Raw genomic sequence first — 20,032 nt, forward strand, 5'->3', positions numbered from 1 at the left:
ACAGGGTCGAAAAAACTTGAAAACGATCACAGACAGAAATGATCAGCCTTATTTGATGAGTACAAACAAAATTCAGATAAAAATAAGCTTAATGTAATATGTACAGGTCTATAAATAAACTAAGTGTCATAGTTCAAGCTGGGCTACGCATATAAGTAGTAGTGAAATGAATGGGGGGACAAAAATGTGTCCAAAAGAGAATGACCATTTAAGCGGACGTTTCCGTAAATATGCAGCACCAGAGCCATACCCTGAAATAAATGTGCTAAAGCCAAACCGAGCCTACGCAGAAATTCTAATGGACGACTACGCAGGTGTAATAAGTGAATTTACTGCGATCAATCAATATCTATATCATCATTATTTTTTTGATATTATTGACAATCAATTAGCTGATTTATTAGAAGGTGTTGCTGTCATTGAAATGTACCATTTGGAAATCCTTGCTGAATTGATTATTTTGTTGGGAGGAGATCCACGAATACGAGGTGGCGAAAGTACAAAAGGAAAATATTGGAATAGTAGTTTTATTGGTTATGGTAAAACCTTGTGCGAACAGCTTGATTTGGATATTCGTGCAGAGGTTGAAGCAATTAAAAATTATGAGATCCACATTCAGCAAATTGCCGATCCCCATATACAAGCCATATTACGACGAATTATTAAAGACGAGGAGCATCATATTGTATTGTTTGAAGAACAAAAAAGACGATTTAAGTGTAGGTAGGTTTGATAAATGAAAAGAAAGCATTGCTTTCTTTAGGAGCATCGCTACTACTTTAAAAAGTAGTCAGCGATGCTCCTTTCTTAAAGTTTGAAAATTGAGACCACACTTTTCAATTCCTCAGCCATCTTTGCAAGTTCCTCTGATGAAGCGGCAATTTCCTCCATTGAAGCGGTTTGTTCTTCAGTCGATGCTGCAATAGTTTCCATATTTTTTGCTGAACCTTCAATGGTCTCGTTAATTCCTTTGATTAGACCTACCATTCCATTGATTCCAGATGTCACTTGTTGCACAGCTGCCGATACTTCCTGCATCTGATTGGATACCTGATCCACTGCGAGTTGAATATCAGAAAACGAAGTTTTGGCTTGATAGATCATGGTCATTCCTTCGTTCACTAAATCTTCTTCTCGATTCATTTCATGCACGGCTTCTGTAATTTCGTTTTGTATATCAAGGATGAGATCATTGACATCCTTTGCAGCGTTTCCTGATTGTTCGGCTAACTTACGAACTTCATCCGCAACTACGGCAAATCCCTTTCCATGTTCTCCAGCCCTTGCTGCTTCAATCGCTGCATTTAAGGCTAATAAATTGGTCTGTTCTGCGATTTCCGTAATCATCTGAACAATTTGTCCGATCTGGTTTGATTTACTATTCAGTCGGTGAACAACTTCTGCGAAATCTCCTACCTTTGTATGAATGAATTCCATTTGTTGAATCGCCTTTTCCATCACTTGGTTTCCATTCTCCGCTGTCTTTGATGCTTCAATGGATGCATTGGCTGTTGTCTTTGTATAAAGCCCTATTTGTTCCATGTTATTCGATATTTCCGTTACCGTTCGATCCGTTTGCTGTGTTTGGATCACGATATCTTCTGTTCCACTCGTAATCTCTTGAATCGAAACCGTAATCTGTTCGGTCGCTTTACTCGTTTGCTCAGAACTAGCGGTAAGTTCTTCAGAGAATGCCGCTAATTGTACCGATGTTTCCTCTACCTGTTTGAGAATCGTTGATAATTGATCGACCATCCGATTTGTCGAAAGAGCAAGTTGTCCCAGTTCGTCTTTCGATGTTTTTGATGTCAAAGGAATGCGCTTTGTAAAATCACCCTTGGCTAGTTGATCCATCGTATTGGCTACTTGTAAAATGGGTTTTGAAATTCGATCTCCCATAAACAGTCCTATTGCTCCGCCTATGATAATGGCAATGAGGCTAAACCATAACATAGACTTTTCCGTTTTTGTGCCATTACTTACAATGCTTTGTAAATGGTGTTGAATTTCTTTCTCTTTTTGCTTCGCTAGGTCTTGGCTTAAGAGTACTAATTTTGTTGACTGATCACCGACTAAAGGTTTTGCAATTTCTAATGCTCTTTGCTTCTCCCCTTTTTGCCATAAGGGAATGACCTGTTTTTCAATTGCATTTGTCCAATCTGTAAATCCTTGCTCGAATTCTAGCAGATTGAGTGGGACGTTTCCGGTTTTCTTTATCTTTTCAATACTATTTTCTAATTGAGTCGTAATGTCTTCATAATTTTTAATCATCTTTGCTTCATTAAACAATAAATAACCGCGAATGGCAGCATTTGCCCGTACCATGTTGAATCCCATATTCTCATAATTGAGTAATTCATTTTGTTTTGTTTCAATATCATTGACTCTTTTATTCACTTGTTGGATATTCACGACGGCTAGTATAGAAATACCTAGCAAAATTACGATAATGACTGAGATACCGAATAAAACTTTACTACGAATACCGGTTCCTTTTCTTACATTCATTATTCATTCCTCCTAAAATTTGAGATATTTTTCTATTTTATATTCATTTCGACATTTTTTCGTCTCCAATTCTACTCTTTTTACATAATTTCAGTCTGATTACCTATTATTCTTAGTTCTTTAGTACTAGATAAACTTTTGAAAAAGAAAGAGCATAGCCCTTTTGACTACGCTCATAGCAGTTATATTTTTTAAAAGAAGGGTTAAAGAAATGTAATTGCATTACGAAAACATACATCCTCGCATAGATTGCAGCTAATACATTGTTCTTGTTCAAAAAATAGCTGTTGATCTTCTTGTTGAATTTTAATAGCATTTGTTGGACACACTTTTTCGCAAATCCCACAAAGGGTACATTGGTCCTTATCAAACTGAAACGGCTTTTCCTGCAATGGATAAACGAGTTCCAGGTTCGGTTTAATCCACTTTTGGTGCACTTGTAAACGAATCGATTGTTGAGTAGTTAATTCACCATTTTTCCACGGGGAATTTTCCTTTTCCTTAAAGAGTGATTTTACAATGGTTTGTTTCGCTTCATTACCAAACACTTTAAAAAACTCTCGTCGATTGATTTGGCCCGAATCTTGAAGATTAACGTCCCTATTATTTCCCATTTTGACAAAAGCACGATAAGTTGCACGTGTCGTCGTAATCCATTCCATCTCAGGATAACGCTTCTTCCATTGATGAAGACGATTTTGAAACAGATTTTTACCTTTTGATAAAGTACATGGTTCACAAACATCTGTCAAAAACCAAAATTGATTGATACCATTTGCGATTGATAATTGAATCGTGATTTCATCAATCATCGCCAAACAGGGTAGTATCAATTGATTTTCTAATGGGGCGATTTCTTTGGCTTGATGACAATGAAAAAATATTTTTTCATTGCCTTCTGTCTTTTTCTTAACTTCTGTATAAAATTCTTTATTTGGTTTTTTCCTTAATTCTAATGCTTCAGTAGGGCAGATGGAGGTGCATAGGCCACACCCATTACATGACCAATCAATCGTTAAGCTAGGTTGTAAGTGAATAGATTGATTCGGGCAAATCTCTATACACGCATCGCAAGAGGATGATTTATGTCGAGTATGGGTGCATTTTTCAGGATGGACTTGAATTGGTTTTTGCCGTTCTGCCCATTCCATACCAAGCTTTAGTAAATTCCTAAGCACACCTACGACCTCCAATCTAAACCTCAAGTAAAGATTTTATGTTTCTATGAGCACGACTTTTGTTAAACGATTCCTTATTCTTGAATCGAAATGGTTTTCGTTGAACGTTTTACCTTTATATTGGCCTTCGATTCACTATCAACATAACGATCCTTTTCATCAGTAATTGGCAGAACATAGAATAATACCGCCAACAAGATGATTTCTAATGCAGCAAAAGTAAAAATAAAGGCTAGATGAGTTGGATTAGGAATATATTCATTCCATCCATTTCCATCCAATTGAAGTTGTTGGCCACCGACAACAAAGTTCATCCTCATTGCCATTACTCCAAAAAGTGTCATGAGTGATGCAACCGTAATTCCCGTGTAAGACTTACGTATCTTAGGAATGGCAAACATAATAAATGGAATCAGTAAGCCAATTGTGACTTCATAAAGCAAGAACGATACTTGATGTTCACCATGAAGCATCTGCCAAGCCGTTTCATAAGCATTGGTTCCCGCGTAGAATAGAACGATAAAATCAACAATTAATAAAACTGCATCAATTAAAATAAACCAAACCATCATTTTGGCAATATCAAAGATCAACTCTTTTCTTTCTTCCGTAATTCGTTTTTCACGACTTAAAAACCGCTCTGCAAGCATAGTTAAGATTAAAAGCAATCCTGTTCCAGATACGACTGCCGACATTAAGAAAATAAATGGCATTAACGCGGTATTCCAAATCCCTCTTGCCTGAACATTGGCTAAAATAAATCCTGTATAACCATGAACGAGCAGCGCTAATGGGACATTGATCATACCAAGTAACTTTACGCGTTGTTGATCTTTTTGAAAGGATTCTTCACTAGTATCTAACTTGCCAAAGGATAAAAAGCGGTATAATTTTCCTCTCCAGTTCGATAATTGTTTTGCACCGATTGCGAAATCCTTGCGAAACATAAACCAACCATAAATCGCTGTCATAATGGGATATGCGGTTAAGAGAAAAGAACCATAACTAATCGGCGATGTAGGATTAAAATAGACGAACAAATGCCAAAATCTTGCGGGTTGTTCTAGATCCACAATTAAATGTAATGGTGCAATAACCAGTAAAGAAAGAGCCATTACAGTTCCAATTTTGGCAATCGGTTTATATTTCTTAATCCCTAATACCGAACTTAAACTAGATAATAGGAATGATCCAGCACTAAGTCCTGTATAGAAAAAGTATACGGAGATCAAATAACCAAGTGGAATCTCATGATGTACATTGTATAAATAGTTGAGATTTACAAACTCTCCCATGTTATTTCTCCCCTTTCTTTAAGGCAGAATAATCAGAACTCATTAATGTACCGTCTGCATCAATATAGTATACTTGTGGCTTTGTTCCCATTTCCGGCTTTAATACTTGTGTATTCTTTGTTGCCACTAATTGATGAACCAAACTATCCGGATCATTCAAATCGCCAAACACCCTTGCTCCACCCACACAAGTTGCGACACAAGCCGGCTCTAAACCTTCTTCCACACGATGATAACAGAAAGTACATTTATCTACGGTATTGGTAATCGGATTCACATAACGGGCTTCATAAGGACACGCAGCCATACAATATTTACACCCAATACAACGGTCATAATCGATGAGGATTGTACCGTCTTCTGCTCTCCATGTCGCCTCAACAGGGCAAACCTTTTGGCAGGGGGCATCTTCACAGTGGTTACATAACCGTGGTAATTTTGCTCGTTTTACATCTGGGAAAGTTCCTACTTCGATCTCTTTTACCCAGGTACGGAAATTACCTTCGGGTACATTATTTTCAATCGTACAAGCTACTGTACAGGCATCACAGCCACTACACTTTCCGATATCAATCACCATGGCATAGCGTTTTGTTCTTTGTTGAACTTGTTCATTCGCCATAACAGTTCACCTCACTAGTTAGAATCATTTGACGATCAGTTTCTAGAAATTTTTCTAAAAGTTGAACGAATAATCCATAAAAGGTTCCTGAAGCAATGGGAATAAAAGTTTCCGCATATCGTTTGACGAAGGGGATCAGGTGATCTTCCAACATTTCAATCTCTTCCCCTTGAATTTGTTGTCTAATTTCCATCCTTGAATGCGTCTCCATATTACATAGGTAAGCCATATATCCAAGTTCATAGCCAAGATGGTCTGACATTCTCAATTGTCTGATTGATGGAAATATATCAAGTTGTTCAGGAATAAATTTCGTCTGTTCGTATCGTTTTGCTAACTCGACTTCCGTTTCTCCCCATAGTTTGTTATAAAGTACGATCGACTCAACAGCAGGAAGATATCGTCCTGAAGTGGGTACAAAAAATAAATCATAAAAATCCTGTTGTATCTCTTCAATCTTTAAACTTCCTTTAAGATAATGATCAATGAGTTGATCCCATTCTTGAAAAGAAATTTCGTCAGCAAACAATTCTTTTAAGTATGGGGTTATTACGATTAAGCCTTCAAGCCATTCCCTTGAAGGCTCTTTTAAAAACAAGGAGGCAAAAAATTGATAGAGTTGTTCCCTTGCCGTAATCTCGCTAATGGATAGCATCGAATTTTCTCCTCCCATTTATAATTTCATCAGTTTTGCTCGTGTATCATTTCGAGAAATCGCACCACTCACTGGATCATTAACCATGTTTCCGTTTTTCTCACGATGAGCAATGGGATTGAGAGCAACTCCGGCAGCAATTTTTTCATTTCCAGATACTTTTTTCCCACCAACTTGATAGGTTCTACTTCCGTATTCCCAATGTCCGTATCCAAAAGCGATCGCAATTGTTCCTGGCATTAATCCATCACGTATTTTTGCCTGACCAACAGCCTCGCCAGTAGAAGTTACAATCTTAACCTGATCCCCATCACGGATTCCAAGCTTAAGAGCAGCTTCTCGCGGAATCTGAATTTGGTTCGATTCTTTAATATTGCGCAATTTACTAATGTTGGCTAATGTCGATGTACTTCTAAACCTTGATTTATAGGAGATGAGATTAAATGGCCATTCCGATTCTGGATAAACTTCTTTGATCGCTTTCCCATCGCTAAATGCAGGTTCGATATAGGCAGCCGTTCCTTCGAAATACTCACCCGTTAATGAGTTTTTGCTAGAACCGACAAACTCGTTATAAATATTTAGTACTCTTGGGTATTTGTACTTAAGATCGTCACCTTCGTAAGCATTTTCTCTCGCTTCAAATCTGCCGCCACGTACAAGGACATAGAGGACTTTCTTCCATTCCTCGGGTTTGAGTATGTCTTCAAAACCTTTTAATGCTTCATCGATTTCCACAAGTTTCACTTCTTCCGGTTTCACATCTTTTACCGGCTTCTTTCCATCATAGGCAATATTGGCAATTGCTCTTAAATAGAAGTCTTCTTGACGGTGTAATGGATAAAGTTTGCCATCTGTACCTGGAATCGCCTGATCACCAAAGCCAGGTAAACCTAGCATTTTTGCAATATCAATGAGATAGGTTTCCATGTTGATATGACGGCCATCTGCTAGCTTTGGTGTCTTGGGAGTGACAACAGGTAGGCGGGTGGCGGATACCTTATTCACCATACCATTCCATACGCTTGGTAAACCCCAGCTTTCATAGAAGACCGTATCAGGGACGATATAATCGGCATAAGCCGTTGTTTCTCCCATCACGACATCAATCGAAATAATCAATGGAATATTTTTCGGGTCCTTTAACCCTTCAATGATATCCTTTTGATAAAGTCCAGGAACGGTATATAAAGGATTCATTTGATGGTTTAAAAGAATTTTTGGACGATATGGATATCCTTTAATTGCCGAAGGAATAATCTCTTGCATCATTTCTTGAGCAAATGGGTAGTATGGCTCTTTTGCAGGATAAGGATTTTCTCCTTTTGCTACTTTTTCTTTATATTCTGTCGTATTTTCATAAGCAAACTTCTCTCTAGAGAGTTTGACACCTTTTGGCTTTTGCGCACCAGGAATGTTCAGTAAATCATATTTTGGGCCTTCATCAAAGGTTTTGAATCCCCCTGCGCTTTTACTCATTCCACCTTTTTTGTTCACACTACCGACCAAAGCGTTAAGAAGAATAATTGCTAAGCTTGAATAAAAACCATTCGGATGCATCGATGGACCACCATGATGATCCGTTCCTACTTTTGCACCCCGTTTGGAAAATTCATCAGCCAACCAAGTGATTTTTTCTACAGGTACTCCAGATTGCTGACTATATTCTTTTAATGTATATTTCTCTGCATTTTCTTTTAGTGCCATTAAGGAAGTCTTCACTGGAATCTTGCTGCCATCTTTTCCTTGCACTTCCCCTTTGAAAAGAATCTGCCCAAACTTACTCTTCTTGTTCGTGGAAACTTGTAATGTATCTCGATCAATCACTACATATTCATCTTCTGCACCAATCCCTAAATCTGCCGCACGTAAAAATTTCCGGTAATTCGGATGTTTGGGATCATCAATGATGAGATAAGCCGCATTGGTCCAACTTGGATAGCCAATTTGTTTCGCTGATTCTTCATTTACAGCAGATAGATATTTCTCGTTATACCGACTGTTTTCCAAAATCCAGCGAATCATTCCCATGGCTAACGCACCATCTTGGCCAGGTTTAATCGGAATCCATTTTCCTTTGGTTCCTGTTAGATTAGGTAGGATTGGATCAATAACTACGAATTGTAGATTACCTTCTGAAGCTGCGTTCGCTGTTTTCCTTGCAATGGGTTGATATGGATTCCCTGCTTGTCCCGGAGCTGTACCAAAGAAGATGATGAAGTTTGATTCATCAAAATCGGGTTTCATATGTGGACTTTTTTTCCACTCATCAGTAAATGCCTGAAAAGCAACACGTCGCGCTCCTCCACAAATTCCTGTATGACCATAAGAGTTCACAGTGCCATATGCTTGTACAAATCTTTTCGTAAATTCTGTTCTTCCATCATATCGTCCACCAAGGAACACCATTTGGTTCACTTTTGCTCCTAATTCTTTACGATTTGGATCAATCAATGTTTTCAAATCGTGAACTTGTTTAAAACCTTCGATTTCACGATCTTCCCCAATTTCTTGAAACAATTTTCCACCATTCACTGTTTCGTTTAGTAATTCCTCATAAGAGATCGGTTTCCACTTCCCTGATCCCCTTTCTCCATTCCGCTTTAATGGAACCAAAATCCGCTGTGGATCATATGTCGTCTCGAACGCACTATTTCCCCTCGGACAAACGGTCGCTCGGTTGATAATCCCTTTTTCCTCATAACGACTAGCACTTAGGTATGCCTCAAGAAGTGGTGCATCATACTTTAATGGGTTTTGTGCTGAATTCGGATGATAAGGGTTACCGAAAACTTTCACGATTTGTCCTGTTTTCTTGTCAATCTTTAAGCGATTTCCGCAAACACTAAAACAACCTAAACAAACGCTATTCCTCATAACGTAATTAGGATTAAGCTCAACTTTCCCCGTTTTTAGATCGACTTTGATTTCCGGTTCTTGCCCTGTCTTGGTTGAGCTTTTTTTCCGACTAGAAGTTGGTCGAAAGTTCTCATCGGCTGCTACTTTTCCTAGACCAATTCCGAAAATGCTTAAAGATCCAATAAATGCGGAAGCTTTTAAAAAGTCTCTTCGGTTCAATTTCATATCAACATCACCTCAGTACTTGGAATCATCACTAATTTTGTCGAATATTGTTTTATGCAAAAGTAATGCCAAGATTGGAGGTAAAGGTGGTAAATGGGAAGTAGAAAAGGAAAAATGCTTTGAAATAAAGGGGCTTTTCGAAATCTAAAAACAGATTTTTTCTATGGGAATGTTGTTTGAACGCAATTGATACCTTTGAGTTTTAAGTCTTATACCATGAAATAATGTCGTCATTCTTTGACAAATTGGCATACTTAAATGTGGAAACGATTATTGTTAAATTCGTTTCACAACCTATACTAATAATCAAAGAAGAAAAATGGGAGGGAAATTATGAAACGAATCGTCATGATCTTTTTCTTACTATCCTTACTTTTGATTGGTTGTTCCAACCAAGAAGACCTTTACTCTGGTACTTTAGAAGGTGAAGAAATTCCCATTCTGTCAGAGGTGGGTGGAACCATCATCGATCTATCTGTCGAAGAAGGTTCACAGGTGAAGAAAGGAGATATTTTAGCCAAGGTCGATGATCGGATCTTACAAGCTCAATTAAACGAAGCAAAATCTGCCGCAGAAGTAGCAAAAGCCAATTTAGATGAAGCGAAGGCTGGAACGAGGAACCAAGAGATCAAAAAAACTTTATCCTCTTTAGAACAGATCAATGCTGAAAAAAACCAATTACTCGTCCAAGATAAGAAAGCTGATGAAAATATTTCATTGAGAAAAGCACAATATGATCAAATTGCGAGTTTACTCGCATCCGCCAGAAAAACTCTCGATTATCAAAAAGAAAAATTAAAAGAATTAGAAGATAGTAATGCTCCTGAATCTCAATTAAAGGCGCAGCAAGAAGCCATTAATCAAGCTGAAGGTCAAGTGAATTCCTTATCCGCCCAATTACGACAAATGGAAGTCCAATACCAAATGGCGAAACAGGACAAAGAATCGATTCAAGCACAAATTAATGAGGTAAATGCTCAAAAAAAAGCTCAAGAGGCACAATTAGACCTGTTAAAAGAAGGGGCAACTCCTTATACCATCTCTCGTCTTTATCATCAATGGGCACAAGCGTTAGCCCATCAAGAACAGGCAAAGATACAACTTGAAAAAGCAACGATTACTGCTCCAATTGACGGAATCGTTCTCAGAAAAAATATCTCCATCCATGAAACAGTAAAACCCAACTATCAACTATTCACCCTGCTCAATCCGAAGAAGTTAAATGTAAAAGTATACATTCCCGAGAATAAGCTGAATCAAGTTAAAATTGGTAATCCTGCGCTGCTACGAGTCGATGCCTATCCAAACAAAACATTTAAGGGAAAAATTACTTTTATTTCCGATCAAGCAGAATATACTCCCCAAAATGTACAGACACCCGATGAGCGTACAAAACTAGTGTTTGAAGTTGTGGTTGAACCAACTGATGGATGGAATGAATTAAAGCCAGGAATGCCAGTTGACCTCACTTTTGATGAGGGGGATCATCAATGAATGCCGCGATTTCCTGCAAAGATTTGACAAAAAAATTCGGTTCATTTACCGCAGTCAATCAGATTAGTATGGAGATTCCCAAAGGTTCTATTTACGGTTTTCTGGGGCCAAACGGCTCAGGCAAATCAACAACAATCCGAATGTTATGCGGACTTATTACACCCACTTCTGGAACAGGAACGGTTCTTGGTTATGATATTGTAAAGGATGCAGAAAAAATCAAACAGCGGATCGGCTATATGTCACAGAAGTTTAGTTTGTATGAAGAACTCACCGTAGACGAAAACCTAGATTTTTATGCGGGGATCTATGGACTGAAAGGAAATACAGCTAAAGAGCGAAAAAAAGAATTAATTGAAATGGCTGGTTTAACAGGAAGGGAAAAACAACGTGCAGGTACTCTTTCTGGAGGTTGGAAACAACGGTTAGCCTTAGCTTGTGCCTTGCTTCATCAACCTGAAGTCTTAATCTTAGATGAACCAACAGCAGGTGTTGATCCTGTTTCAAGAAGAATCTTTTGGAACGTGATCCGCGACTTAGCCAAACAAGGTATGACTGTTTTAGTGAGTACCCATTATATGGATGAAGCCGAAACATGTGATTTTGTCACCTTTATTTATAATGGGAAATTATTAGCCAAAGGGACACCAGAGGAATTAAAACAACAAGCTGAACAACAAAGTCTGGAAGACCTCTTTATTTTATACGTCAATGCTCAAAATGGGAAAGGGGAAACCAATAATGCAATTGACAAAACCGTCATTTAACTGGTTAAGATTTACTTCTATTATTAAAAAAGAGATCCTCCAGATACGTAGAGATCCCCCTAGTTTGGCGATTGCCCTCATTATGCCGATTTTCATGCTTCTTTTATTTGGATATGCTGTAAACTCAGATATCGAACACTTGTCTACAGGTGTTTGGGATCAAGATAAGAGTGCGGAAAGTCGAGAATTTATTCAAAATCTAGTGAATACAAAGTCGTTTCAAGTTCTCTATTATGCAAATAGTTATGACCAAATCCAAGAATTAATCGACCAAGGAAAAATTAAAATTGGGATTATTATACCACCTGATTATAGCCATCTTCTGGATAAAGGAGAGAGTGCTTCAGTACAAATGCTTGTGGATGGAACAGAACCCAATGCTGCAAAAACAGCTCTCACTCATGCCGAATTAACGGTTCAACATCAAGCATTGGATCGACAACAACAGCTTTTAGCAAAACAAGGTGTAGGTAGCTTTGAACCGTCAATCTCTATCGTACCAAGAATTCTCTATAACCCAAATATGAAAAGTTTAGTCTTTAATATTCCTGCATTGATTGGCTTAATCATGCAGAACGTAACGGCAATTCTTACGGCATTTGCTTTAGTTCGTGAAAAAGAAAGAGGAACAATGGAACAGTTGGTCGTCACTCCAGTTCGCCCAATCGAATTAATTCTTGGAAAATTGGTTCCCTATGTTGGAATTGGGCTCTTTTCTTTTAGTATTGTTCTCCTAACTGGGGTTTACTGGTTTGGCGTACCTGTAAAAGGAAGTATTCCATTACTCATGCTCTTAAGTTTATTATTTTTAATCACCACGTTAGCGATTGGGATCTTGATTTCAACAGTAGCCAAAACGCAGTTACAAGCCATGCAAATCTCGTTTGCTTTTATCTTACCTAGTGTGCTGCTATCTGGATTTATCTTTCCAAGAGAGACGATGCCAACCATCATTCAATGGTTTGGCGGATTGATTCCCCTCACCTATTTCTTAGAAATTCTTCGTGGTATCTTTTTAAAAGGAATAGGACTGGAATATCTTTGGCGGGAAACTTTGATTTTATCTGTTTTTGCACTTATCATTTGTACCATTGCAATCGTTAAATTTCATAAACGAATAGAATAAACAGGATGTGAAAATATTGGAATATCCAAAGGCAATCAAACAAACGGCGTGGAGATTATTTTCGGAAAATGGAATCAAAAACACTTCAATTGAAATGATTTGTAAGGAATTGCAAATCTCAAAAAAGACCTTCTATAAATACTTTGACAATAAAAAAGAATTAATTCGGTCGATCGTTCATGATAATTTTTCTGTCTTTCAAGACCTTTTTAATACTTCGATGATTGAACAGTTATCTCCTATTACTACCTTTTTACGTTTTATTCAACAATTACGTCGCATGACCCATGGGGAATATTCGTCTAATGAGCAAGACACGAAGTTCTTTTACCCGATGTATCCAAATATCATGATAGAATTGCCACTTCTTTATCCCCATATTTGGGAAGAAATTGATCAGTTTCGCCATTCTTTATTAGAGAGAATCGCTTATCTTTTAGAGAATGAGAAAGAGGATTTTATCAAGGAAACAATCCATGTGAAAGTAATCTCAAGAATTCTTTTTGCGATGATTGAGACGGTGATCCACCCACTATTTTTACAACAAAACAATATTTCTTTTGATCAAGCCTTTCATTCTGCAATGACCATTCTTTTCACAGGAATTATCAAAGAGGAAAAACAAACTGAGATCATGGAACGAATCTATACTTCAGGAGAAGCACAAGATTGACTTTTATGTAAACTATTGTTAAGATAAAGTCTAATTGAATAGTGATATGCTCCCCCTAAGGTAGACAGGTTAAAAAATAAAAATTTTGTTTATCTTAGGGGAAGTTTTTTATGGGGAAACAATCGTACTCAACTCCATTCAAGCAGGAAGTGGTGCTTGCTTATCATAGTGGAAATTACACCCTGAAAGAAATTTGTTCTGAATATCAAGTCACTAAATATTCCGTATTAGAATGGGTAAAAGTTTGAGTGATATGGAATAGAAGGATTAGAAAAATCAACATCATGGAAGTCTTATCCTAAAGAAATCAAAGAAGCAGCTGTGAGAGATTATTTGTCGGGTCAATATTCTCAATATGAGATTGTTAGAATGTATGACATCTCTAGTCGATCCTCCAACGGTGGGTGGAGCGTTATAATCGTCATAGGGAATTAAAGGATACGTCTGAAACATATAAAATTTCCTACCAACAAGTTTATCAATGGGTAAAGAAATATGAAGATGGTGGAGAAGAAGCACTGAGAGATAGACGAGGAAGGAAAAAAGAAGAACAAGAGCTCACACCAGAAGAAAAGATCAAATTAGAAATGAAGAAGCTTGAACGAGAGAATGAACGGTTACGAGCAGAAAACGCATTCTTAAAAAAGTTAGAGGAACTCGAAAGGAGGCGGGATTAAGCCAGGTACGATTTCCCGATACATATATAGCTATTCAAGAGTTACATGAGGAAGAAGGCTTTTCTATTACTCTACTTTGTGCAATCGCTGGGATCGCGCGGTCTACTTACTACAAATGGTTAAATCGAACCACCTCTAGAGAACAACCTTTCATTCATAGTGATCGTGGATTTCAATATACTTCGCTTGGATTTAAGAGGAGAATTGATGAGGCAAAGATGACTCATAGTATGTCACGTGTTGGTAGGTGTATTGATAATGCACCAATGGAATCTTTGATGAACGACTTCAAAAACGACTAAACGGCCTCAGCCCTATGGAATATAGGCCCCAAGCCGCTTAGCTGATTTTAATTCCACTGTCTACTTGACAGGGGGCAGTTCAAAACAAAGGTCAGTCCCCCTCCATAAAAAAATATATACGTAACTAAGTGAAATGTCTATATATTATATTTTTTGTTCGTTCGAGGGAGATAGACCCTTATGAGTCAGAGCCTTATTCCCGTAAAAATACCTATATTTAGATTACTTTAACTTCTAAAAAGTCACATCCTGTTATATTATTTTTCTCTATTAATTCTCTAAGTTCTTCTGATATGAATATTGGAATTTCATCACCCTTGAGTTTAATAATATGCTTTGATTGTATCGCCTCCTTACATAAAGCATATTTTTTTATACTATATATACTTTCACCATCAAGTTCAAACACACTATAATCTGAATTTTCTAAGTTTAATGCATCAACAACATTCAAAATGTTAGCTACCGAAAAACCTTTTAAAATTTTGTTTTCACCTTTATTCACTACATTTATAGGCAGATATTGTATACCATCATCTACTTCCTCTAAAATCGCTTTAAATCTTTCAGAAACTATAAACCACCCTAAATTGTTTGCTAAATAATCTGTTAATCTTTCTCCTTCTTTAGGGTCAAAGTAAAAGGTGATTTCGCTATTCCAATTATGAATATACTTACCTTCCGATAATTCATATTGTTCAAATCCCTTTGTATCTATACAGTATGCTACTACATCTCTATCATCACTATCATCCATTAGCAACTTATAAAATCTCATTATTTCTTCCTCCAATAATCTTTATAAAGCATCTCCGGGTTCTTTCTAATTTCCTGTTTTAATTGTTCGAATAATCTTAAAAATTTCCTTTTATCCCCCTTAGCTATTTTATCAAAAGTTCTAATATTGCTTAACACATACTCGTGATAAGCATTTGGATGTCTTCCCTGATGAGGTAGTAATTCTATATTCCAAACGTCATCCAAATCTAGTCCATATTTTTTCGTTATAGCCTCTATTTGTGGAGTATATTTTTTACTTTTATTTGTAGCATAATGATGTTTTTGTAAAGGTTTACCCGTACCCTTAGAAGCAAAGAACTGTAAGTCTAATTTTAATAGACCCGCATTACCCTTTCTACTAATCCCTAACTTTGGTGTCTTGGCAAATTTATATCCAAATTTTAATCCTTTTAAGGCTGTTTTTCCTGCTCCGCCGGTAAACATCCCTACTCCCGCCATCAACCGATCGGTGACGGATAGCTTCCGTCCTGTTACTAAATCTCGACCGGTGATGGCCTCTATTCCACTTTTAATATTGCCGACAACAGGGATGAAGTCAAGGGCCATGGAACCCGCTTATGCCATGAACTTCGAGGATGGCAGTCGGAACTTTTTCCATTTCGGCAGTTTCTTCAAAGAGTAGCCTGCTTTAAAGTCAAATCCATACCTTGATGGCGTTGATTGATGATAAACATACCGGCTTTGGACGGTTACGTTATTTTGAACATCATATGGCTGTCTTACACCGGCTACCGATCGAAAATAGCTGCTTCTCATGGCGATGATTTCTTCTTTTGTCGGAGGGGGTGGCGTCACTTCTTGACGACCACTTTCGCCTCCTGTACTTCCTCCAAGGCCCCCATATTTTACTAATGCCCTATAGGTTTGCGGTCCTGCGATGCCATCCACCGTGATATGGGCATATCTTTGAAAGTCGATGACTGCCCCTTCGGTTAACGGACCAAAGTTTCCGTCAATGGGGCCTGGAGAAAATCCAACGTTCTTCAACATGGTTTGTAGGTCCGAAACAAACGGTCCTTCATCACCACGTTTTAATATTTGTCCTGTCCAATTGCTTGATTCTGCTTGTCGGCCTGTCGGGTCAATGAATGCAAGTGGATTATTATTAACATACACATATCGGTTTAAGCTTTGCGGGTGATCTATCCATCCTGCCAATGTATCCTTTGATACAAAGCGCCCTTCATTCGGACTGTACCATCTTGCCGCAAAATCAATGAGTCCTGCTTTTGCGTCAAATGTTTATATTCTTTTCTCGCCACGAGAAAGCTTTCTCTCGTGTTTTAAAGTGTACTCGAAGGGTATTAATGGTGTTAATCGCTTTACCATGCGTTGCAGCCAAACTCATTGTAGGTGAACCATTATGAGCTCTGAATTAAAATGTTGGTAAAAAACATACTTAAATTCTCTAATTCTCTCGTAAACACACTTTATTATTTGATATAGCTGTTAGATTTAAAATAGAAAAACCTTGAAAGGCATATAGCCAATCAAGGTTCTCTTTGTTTTATTTTTGTGCTCGGGATAGGCATCTATACTTACTTAACGCCGTTAGAATAATTTAAGAAAAGAGTATTAGCAATTTCTTGTGGAAGTTGTTGATTTACAAAATTGAGCCCTACCCACGATAAAACTGTTTCATCAATAGAGCGCCAATTTTTTAAAATCGGCAATAAATCTGCACTATTGTTTACATCTTGAAGCCCTAAAACACAAACCCCATAACTTCTTTCTCCCCATATTGCCCATTTCATTGAAGGAGGTAGCCAAATAACGGTATAAGAATTGTACAGCACTGCATCCGCTGGACTTTCCTCAGGTCCTAATTCAAGAACATCTAAATATTCATCGGGTGATAAATTGACAGGGAGTTTCATCCAATTATAATAATTAAACTCTTTATAAAAATATTCTACTGGATTAGGATCTAACACTGCGGTAAGGACATAATCATCTTTTGTTTCTTTAGATAATTGCTGGATTATGCTCCAAAAATCTTTGTCCATTGCCCAGTCAAACTCTTCAAACAAAAAATAATTGAATTGTTCTCGGAATACCTGTTTAGGCAATCTATTTTCTATATAAAACGTATCACTAGCTATTCCTATTAATTTATTAAACTCTTTTTTTTCCCTAACAAATAAAGTTTCTAAATTCATTGGACTCCCCCTATTTTAACCTAATTTTTAAAGTCATTCTTTTGCTCCCTTTTGGATAAAAGTCTGCAGTTGAACCACCTGTGGATTTAGCACCGTCGCGAAGAACATATTTTGCACCATCTTTTGTCAGTATTATTGTTTTTCCGTCTTTAGATATTGATTTTTTCCATCCATCTCTAAGTAGATTTTTTTCGAACTGTGCTTTAGATACATCAGTCGCTCTGTTAGCATAACGACTACCAGATTTAGTCACATCTACATATTTAGAAGCTTTGCCTGTACCCTTAGTTCCACCTTTACCACTCGCAAAAAATTGTAAGTCTACTCTCAGTAGGTTCCCCGCATCTGCAGATTCATTCAGCCGGTTACTGTACCTGAGAGAGTTTGCCGCAAATCCAAAACCTTTTTGGGCTGCTTTTAAGAGTGCTTTTCCTCCACCGCCGGTAAAAATCCCTACTCCCGCCATCAGCCGATCGGTTACCGATAGCTTCCGTTCTGTTACTAAGTCCCGGCCAATAATCGCCTCTATTCCACTTTTAATATTGCCGACAACAGGGATGAAGTCAAGGGCCATCGATCCTGCTTGACGTTTAAAGGATGATGATGGCAATCGGAACTTTTTCCATTTCGGCAGTTTCTTCAATGAGTATCCTGCTTTAAAGTCAAATCCATACCTTGATGGCGTTGATTGATGATAAATATACCGACTTTGGACGGTTACGTTATTTTGAACATCATATGGCTGTCTTACACCGGCTACCGATCGAAAATAGCTGCTTCTCATGGCGATGATTTCTTCTTTTGTCGGAGGGGGTGGCGTCACTTCTTGACGACCACTTTCGCCTCCTGTACTCCCTCCAAGGCCCCCATATTTTACTAATGCCCTATAGGTTTGCGGTCCTGCGATGCCATCCACCGTGATATGGACATATCTTTGAAAGTCGATGACTGCCCCTTCGGTTAGCGGACCAAAGTTTCCGTCAATGGGGCCTGGAGAAAATCCAACGTTCTTCAACATGGTTTGTAGGTCCGAAACAAACGGTCCTTCATCACCACGTTTTAACCTGGGAGACCAGCTACTTCTACATCCTATTTATGGCAGTATCAGACAGGAATAGAAGGACCGCCTATCATCCTTTATGATTATCAGGAAACGAGAGCTGGGGAAAACCCGCAGAAATTCCTAAACGGTTTTCAAGGCTATTTGCAGGTGGATGGATACGCAGGATACCATAAAGTGCCAAACGTAACCTTGGTTGGTTGTTGGGCTCATGCGCGTAGAGGATTTACAGACGCCCTAAGATCCATGCCCGCCAATAGCGTGAAACCAGTGACAGCAACAGAAGGCCTGAATTTCTGTAATCAACTGTTTGCGGTGGAACGCAAATTAAAAAAATTAGATCCCAAAGATCGGTATGAAGAACGTCTAAAGCAAAGTAAACCCATCCTAGACGCTTTTTTGTCATGGCTTCAAAAGCAAGAACAGCAAGTGTTGCCAAAGAGCGCACTAGGAAAAGCCATTGCATACTGTCTGAACCAATGGGACAAAATTAATAGCCTTTTTAGAGGATGGGCGACTGGAGATCGATCATAATCGCAGCGAACGCTCCATCAAATCGGTGGTCATAGGAAGGAAAAATTGGCTTTTCGCCAATACACCACAAGGTGCACGAGCAAGTGCCATCATCTACAGCATTGTGGAGACAGCCAAAGAGAATCAATTAAATCCATATTACTACCTTCGCTATCTTTTTGAGCAGCTTCCCAATATGGATTTGTCAGACAAGAATGCATTGGATCAAATGCTTCCTTGGTCAACCACACTCCCTGTTACATGTATTGCTTTTAATCAGCTAACTAAAGCCTTCAAAAAGGTGGGGGCTATTTGACGTTTACCCAGAGAACAACCTTTCATTCATAGTGATCGTGGATTTCAATATACTTCACTTGGATTTAAGTGGAGAATTGATGAGGCAAAGATGACTCATAGTATGTCACGTGTTGGTAGGTGTATTGATAATGCACCAATGGAACTTTGATGAACGACTTCAAAAATGACTAAACGGCCTCAGCCCTATGGAATATAGGGCCCAAGCCGCTTAGCTGATTTTAATTCCACTGTCTACTTTACAGGGGGCAGTTCAGTCGTTTTACCGACCTTTTGGGACAGCCTCGCCTGTAACTTAAAGTTTAAATTAATTCTATTCTAGAGCCATCTAGTTCCTCTTCTGTTTCTTTAAATAGCTCTAGTAATCACTTAAATCTCTTAAAAATTCTTGTCTCATACTACAATCTCACCATTCAATTAATATAAGAAGTATATTATTTAACTTCCATATATATCCCATAGATTGTTAATTCTGTATTTTCATAGTCTACATCACATATTTCAGCTGGAAAAAAATCTTTGTGATTTATACAGGCGTTAAATCTAACGATACAAAAATCAATAATGTCTTTATCTAATTCAAGTGTTAATATTTCAGAATTGTAATACATCTCCGAAGGTTGACCGCAATTGGTAATCTTAATCTCTTTAACTTTTTTCATTGAATCTAATGAACTATTATGAACGCGAATGCAACTGTGGCCATTAATTAATGCTTCTTGAAACTTTGTTTTAAGTTCTATAGCACCGTCATGATCGAACTCCATGTGTAGTGCATATTCATCATCTCTAAACATTCGTAT

At 37.9% G+C, this 20,032-nt stretch carries 18 protein-coding genes and 5 pseudogenes; 9 read left to right on the top strand and 14 right to left on the bottom strand.

The annotated features are described in order from the left end of the window. Window positions 1-184 precede the first annotated feature (184 nt). Entirely contained in the window at window positions 185-727 is a 543-nt protein-coding gene (locus EDD72_RS07060; protein WP_132768741.1) for a ferritin-like domain-containing protein, read from the top strand. 80 nt (window positions 728-807) lie between these two features. Here the strand turns inward: EDD72_RS07060 and EDD72_RS07065 are convergent, their stop codons facing one another. The 6 genes from EDD72_RS07065 to EDD72_RS07090 form a co-directional block, all read right to left on the bottom strand. Next, the gene (locus tag EDD72_RS07065) at window positions 808-2,508 is read right to left on the bottom strand and encodes a methyl-accepting chemotaxis protein (RefSeq protein WP_132768744.1); all 1,701 of its coding nucleotides are present in this window, start codon (window positions 2,506-2,508) and stop codon (window positions 808-810) included. A 203-nt stretch (window positions 2,509-2,711) separates the two neighbouring features. Next, window positions 2,712-3,686: a 4Fe-4S binding protein gene (locus tag EDD72_RS07070; protein ID WP_132768746.1), complete on the bottom strand. Its 975-nt coding sequence runs from the start codon at window positions 3,684-3,686 to the stop codon at window positions 2,712-2,714. 74 nt (window positions 3,687-3,760) lie between these two features. Continuing rightward, a complete protein-coding gene (nrfD, locus tag EDD72_RS07075; RefSeq protein ID WP_132768748.1) occupies window positions 3,761-4,981 on the bottom strand; it encodes an NrfD/PsrC family molybdoenzyme membrane anchor subunit in 1,221 nt (406 codons plus the stop codon). Window position 4,982: 1 nt separating this feature from the next. Beyond that, a complete protein-coding gene (gene dsrO, locus EDD72_RS07080; protein ID WP_132768750.1) occupies window positions 4,983-5,603 on the bottom strand; it encodes a sulfate reduction electron transfer complex DsrMKJOP subunit DsrO in 621 nt (206 codons plus the stop codon). Continuing rightward, window positions 5,593-6,258: a TorD/DmsD family molecular chaperone gene (locus EDD72_RS07085; RefSeq protein WP_165895001.1), complete on the bottom strand. Its 666-nt coding sequence runs from the start codon at window positions 6,256-6,258 to the stop codon at window positions 5,593-5,595. The genes dsrO and EDD72_RS07085 overlap by 11 nt, the downstream gene beginning before the upstream one ends. Before the next feature lie 18 nt (window positions 6,259-6,276). Further along, window positions 6,277-9,342: a molybdopterin dinucleotide binding domain-containing protein gene (locus EDD72_RS07090; RefSeq protein WP_207893662.1), complete on the bottom strand. Its 3,066-nt coding sequence runs from the start codon at window positions 9,340-9,342 to the stop codon at window positions 6,277-6,279. Between the two features lie 333 nt (window positions 9,343-9,675). On the opposite strand from EDD72_RS07090, the gene EDD72_RS07095 reads away from it, so the two are divergent. From EDD72_RS07095 to EDD72_RS13095, 6 genes and pseudogenes are all read left to right on the top strand, one after another. After that, window positions 9,676-10,836 carry an HlyD family secretion protein gene (locus EDD72_RS07095; protein ID WP_132768754.1) on the top strand — a complete coding sequence of 387 codons (1,161 nt, stop codon included), beginning with the start codon at window positions 9,676-9,678 and terminating at the stop codon, window positions 10,834-10,836. Further along, the gene (locus tag EDD72_RS07100; protein ID WP_132768756.1) at window positions 10,833-11,603 is read left to right on the top strand and encodes an ABC transporter ATP-binding protein; all 771 of its coding nucleotides are present in this window, start codon (window positions 10,833-10,835) and stop codon (window positions 11,601-11,603) included. Before EDD72_RS07095 ends, EDD72_RS07100 begins: the two co-directional genes overlap by 4 nt. Then, window positions 11,578-12,729: an ABC transporter permease gene (locus tag EDD72_RS07105; protein ID WP_132768758.1), complete on the top strand. Its 1,152-nt coding sequence runs from the start codon at window positions 11,578-11,580 to the stop codon at window positions 12,727-12,729. The genes EDD72_RS07100 and EDD72_RS07105 overlap by 26 nt, the downstream gene beginning before the upstream one ends. 16 nt (window positions 12,730-12,745) lie before the next feature. After that, a complete protein-coding gene (locus tag EDD72_RS07110; protein WP_165895002.1) occupies window positions 12,746-13,402 on the top strand; it encodes a TetR/AcrR family transcriptional regulator in 657 nt (218 codons plus the stop codon). Between the two features lie 110 nt (window positions 13,403-13,512). Next, entirely contained in the window at window positions 13,513-13,650 is a 138-nt protein-coding gene (locus tag EDD72_RS07115; protein ID WP_132768763.1) for a transposase, read from the top strand. Between the two features lie 138 nt (window positions 13,651-13,788). Next, window positions 13,789-14,422, top strand: a pseudogene (locus EDD72_RS13095) (helix-turn-helix domain-containing protein); the annotation flags it as partial. A gap of 176 nt (window positions 14,423-14,598) precedes the next feature. Here EDD72_RS13095 and EDD72_RS07130 read toward each other — a convergent pair. The 7 genes and pseudogenes from EDD72_RS07130 to EDD72_RS12850 all read right to left on the bottom strand — a co-directional run bounded on the left by EDD72_RS07130 (window position 14,599) and on the right by EDD72_RS12850 (window position 18,434). Continuing rightward, entirely contained in the window at window positions 14,599-15,159 is a 561-nt protein-coding gene (locus tag EDD72_RS07130; RefSeq protein WP_132768768.1) for an imm11 family protein, read from the bottom strand. Then, window positions 15,159-15,620 carry an AHH domain-containing protein gene (locus EDD72_RS07135; protein WP_243643795.1) on the bottom strand — a complete coding sequence of 154 codons (462 nt, stop codon included), beginning with the start codon at window positions 15,618-15,620 and terminating at the stop codon, window positions 15,159-15,161. The genes EDD72_RS07130 and EDD72_RS07135 overlap by 1 nt, the downstream gene beginning before the upstream one ends. Next, window positions 15,621-15,728, bottom strand: a pseudogene (locus tag EDD72_RS13100) (pre-toxin TG domain-containing protein); the annotation flags it as partial. It abuts the gene before it with no gap. A 9-nt stretch (window positions 15,729-15,737) separates the two neighbouring features. Continuing rightward, window positions 15,738-16,268: a peptidoglycan-binding domain-containing protein gene (locus EDD72_RS07140; protein ID WP_279388095.1), complete on the bottom strand. Its 531-nt coding sequence runs from the start codon at window positions 16,266-16,268 to the stop codon at window positions 15,738-15,740. Next, window positions 16,266-16,409, bottom strand: a pseudogene (locus EDD72_RS12955) (RHS repeat-associated core domain-containing protein); the annotation flags it as partial. The pseudogene EDD72_RS12955 and the gene EDD72_RS07140, both read right to left, overlap by 3 nt. A 311-nt stretch (window positions 16,410-16,720) precedes the next feature. After that, the gene (locus tag EDD72_RS07145; RefSeq protein WP_132768772.1) at window positions 16,721-17,341 is read right to left on the bottom strand and encodes a hypothetical protein; all 621 of its coding nucleotides are present in this window, start codon (window positions 17,339-17,341) and stop codon (window positions 16,721-16,723) included. 10 nt (window positions 17,342-17,351) lie between these two features. Then, the gene (locus EDD72_RS12850; protein WP_279388096.1) at window positions 17,352-18,434 is read right to left on the bottom strand and encodes a peptidoglycan-binding protein; all 1,083 of its coding nucleotides are present in this window, start codon (window positions 18,432-18,434) and stop codon (window positions 17,352-17,354) included. Between EDD72_RS12850 and tnpC the strand changes: the two are divergent. Beyond that, window positions 18,405-19,230 (top strand): annotated as a pseudogene (gene tnpC / locus EDD72_RS07165) (IS66 family transposase); the annotation flags it as partial. The gene EDD72_RS12850 and the pseudogene tnpC sit on opposite strands and share 30 nt — an antisense overlap. A gap of 15 nt (window positions 19,231-19,245) precedes the next feature. Continuing rightward, window positions 19,246-19,399: pseudogene (locus EDD72_RS13105) on the top strand (IS3 family transposase); the annotation flags it as partial. A 264-nt stretch (window positions 19,400-19,663) separates the two neighbouring features. Here EDD72_RS13105 and EDD72_RS07170 read toward each other — a convergent pair. Then, the gene (locus EDD72_RS07170) at window positions 19,664-20,026 is read right to left on the bottom strand and encodes a hypothetical protein (RefSeq protein WP_132768774.1); all 363 of its coding nucleotides are present in this window, start codon (window positions 20,024-20,026) and stop codon (window positions 19,664-19,666) included. Window positions 20,027-20,032: the final 6 nt, after the last annotated feature.

The sequence above is a fragment of the Tepidibacillus fermentans genome (assembly GCF_004342885.1).
Classification (GTDB): Bacteria; Bacillota; Bacilli; order Tepidibacillales; family Tepidibacillaceae; genus Tepidibacillus; species Tepidibacillus fermentans.

Excerpts from the sequence above, each read along its gene's own strand:
- EDD72_RS07060 (WP_132768741.1), top strand. The coding sequence starts at position 185 with ATGTGTCCAAAAGAGAATGACCATTTAAGCGGACGTTTCCGTAAATAT.
- EDD72_RS07065 (WP_132768744.1), bottom strand. The coding sequence starts at position 2,508 with ATGAATGTAAGAAAAGGAACCGGTATTCGTAGTAAAGTTTTATTCGGT.
- nrfD (WP_132768748.1), bottom strand. The coding sequence starts at position 4,981 with ATGGGAGAGTTTGTAAATCTCAACTATTTATACAATGTACATCATGAG.
- dsrO (WP_132768750.1), bottom strand. The coding sequence starts at position 5,603 with ATGGCGAATGAACAAGTTCAACAAAGAACAAAACGCTATGCCATGGTG.
- EDD72_RS07085 (WP_165895001.1), bottom strand. The coding sequence starts at position 6,258 with ATGCTATCCATTAGCGAGATTACGGCAAGGGAACAACTCTATCAATTT.
- EDD72_RS07090 (WP_207893662.1), bottom strand. The coding sequence starts at position 9,342 with ATGAAATTGAACCGAAGAGACTTTTTAAAAGCTTCCGCATTTATTGGA.
- EDD72_RS07095 (WP_132768754.1), top strand. The coding sequence starts at position 9,676 with ATGAAACGAATCGTCATGATCTTTTTCTTACTATCCTTACTTTTGATT.
- EDD72_RS07100 (WP_132768756.1), top strand. The coding sequence starts at position 10,833 with ATGAATGCCGCGATTTCCTGCAAAGATTTGACAAAAAAATTCGGTTCA.
- EDD72_RS07105 (WP_132768758.1), top strand. The coding sequence starts at position 11,578 with ATGCAATTGACAAAACCGTCATTTAACTGGTTAAGATTTACTTCTATT.
- EDD72_RS07115 (WP_132768763.1), top strand. The coding sequence starts at position 13,513 with ATGGGGAAACAATCGTACTCAACTCCATTCAAGCAGGAAGTGGTGCTT.
- EDD72_RS07130 (WP_132768768.1), bottom strand. The coding sequence starts at position 15,159 with ATGAGATTTTATAAGTTGCTAATGGATGATAGTGATGATAGAGATGTA.
- EDD72_RS07135 (WP_243643795.1), bottom strand. The coding sequence starts at position 15,620 with ATGGCGGGAGTAGGGATGTTTACCGGCGGAGCAGGAAAAACAGCCTTA.
- EDD72_RS07145 (WP_132768772.1), bottom strand. The coding sequence starts at position 17,341 with ATGAATTTAGAAACTTTATTTGTTAGGGAAAAAAAAGAGTTTAATAAA.
- EDD72_RS07170 (WP_132768774.1), bottom strand. The coding sequence starts at position 20,026 with ATGTTTAGAGATGATGAATATGCACTACACATGGAGTTCGATCATGAC.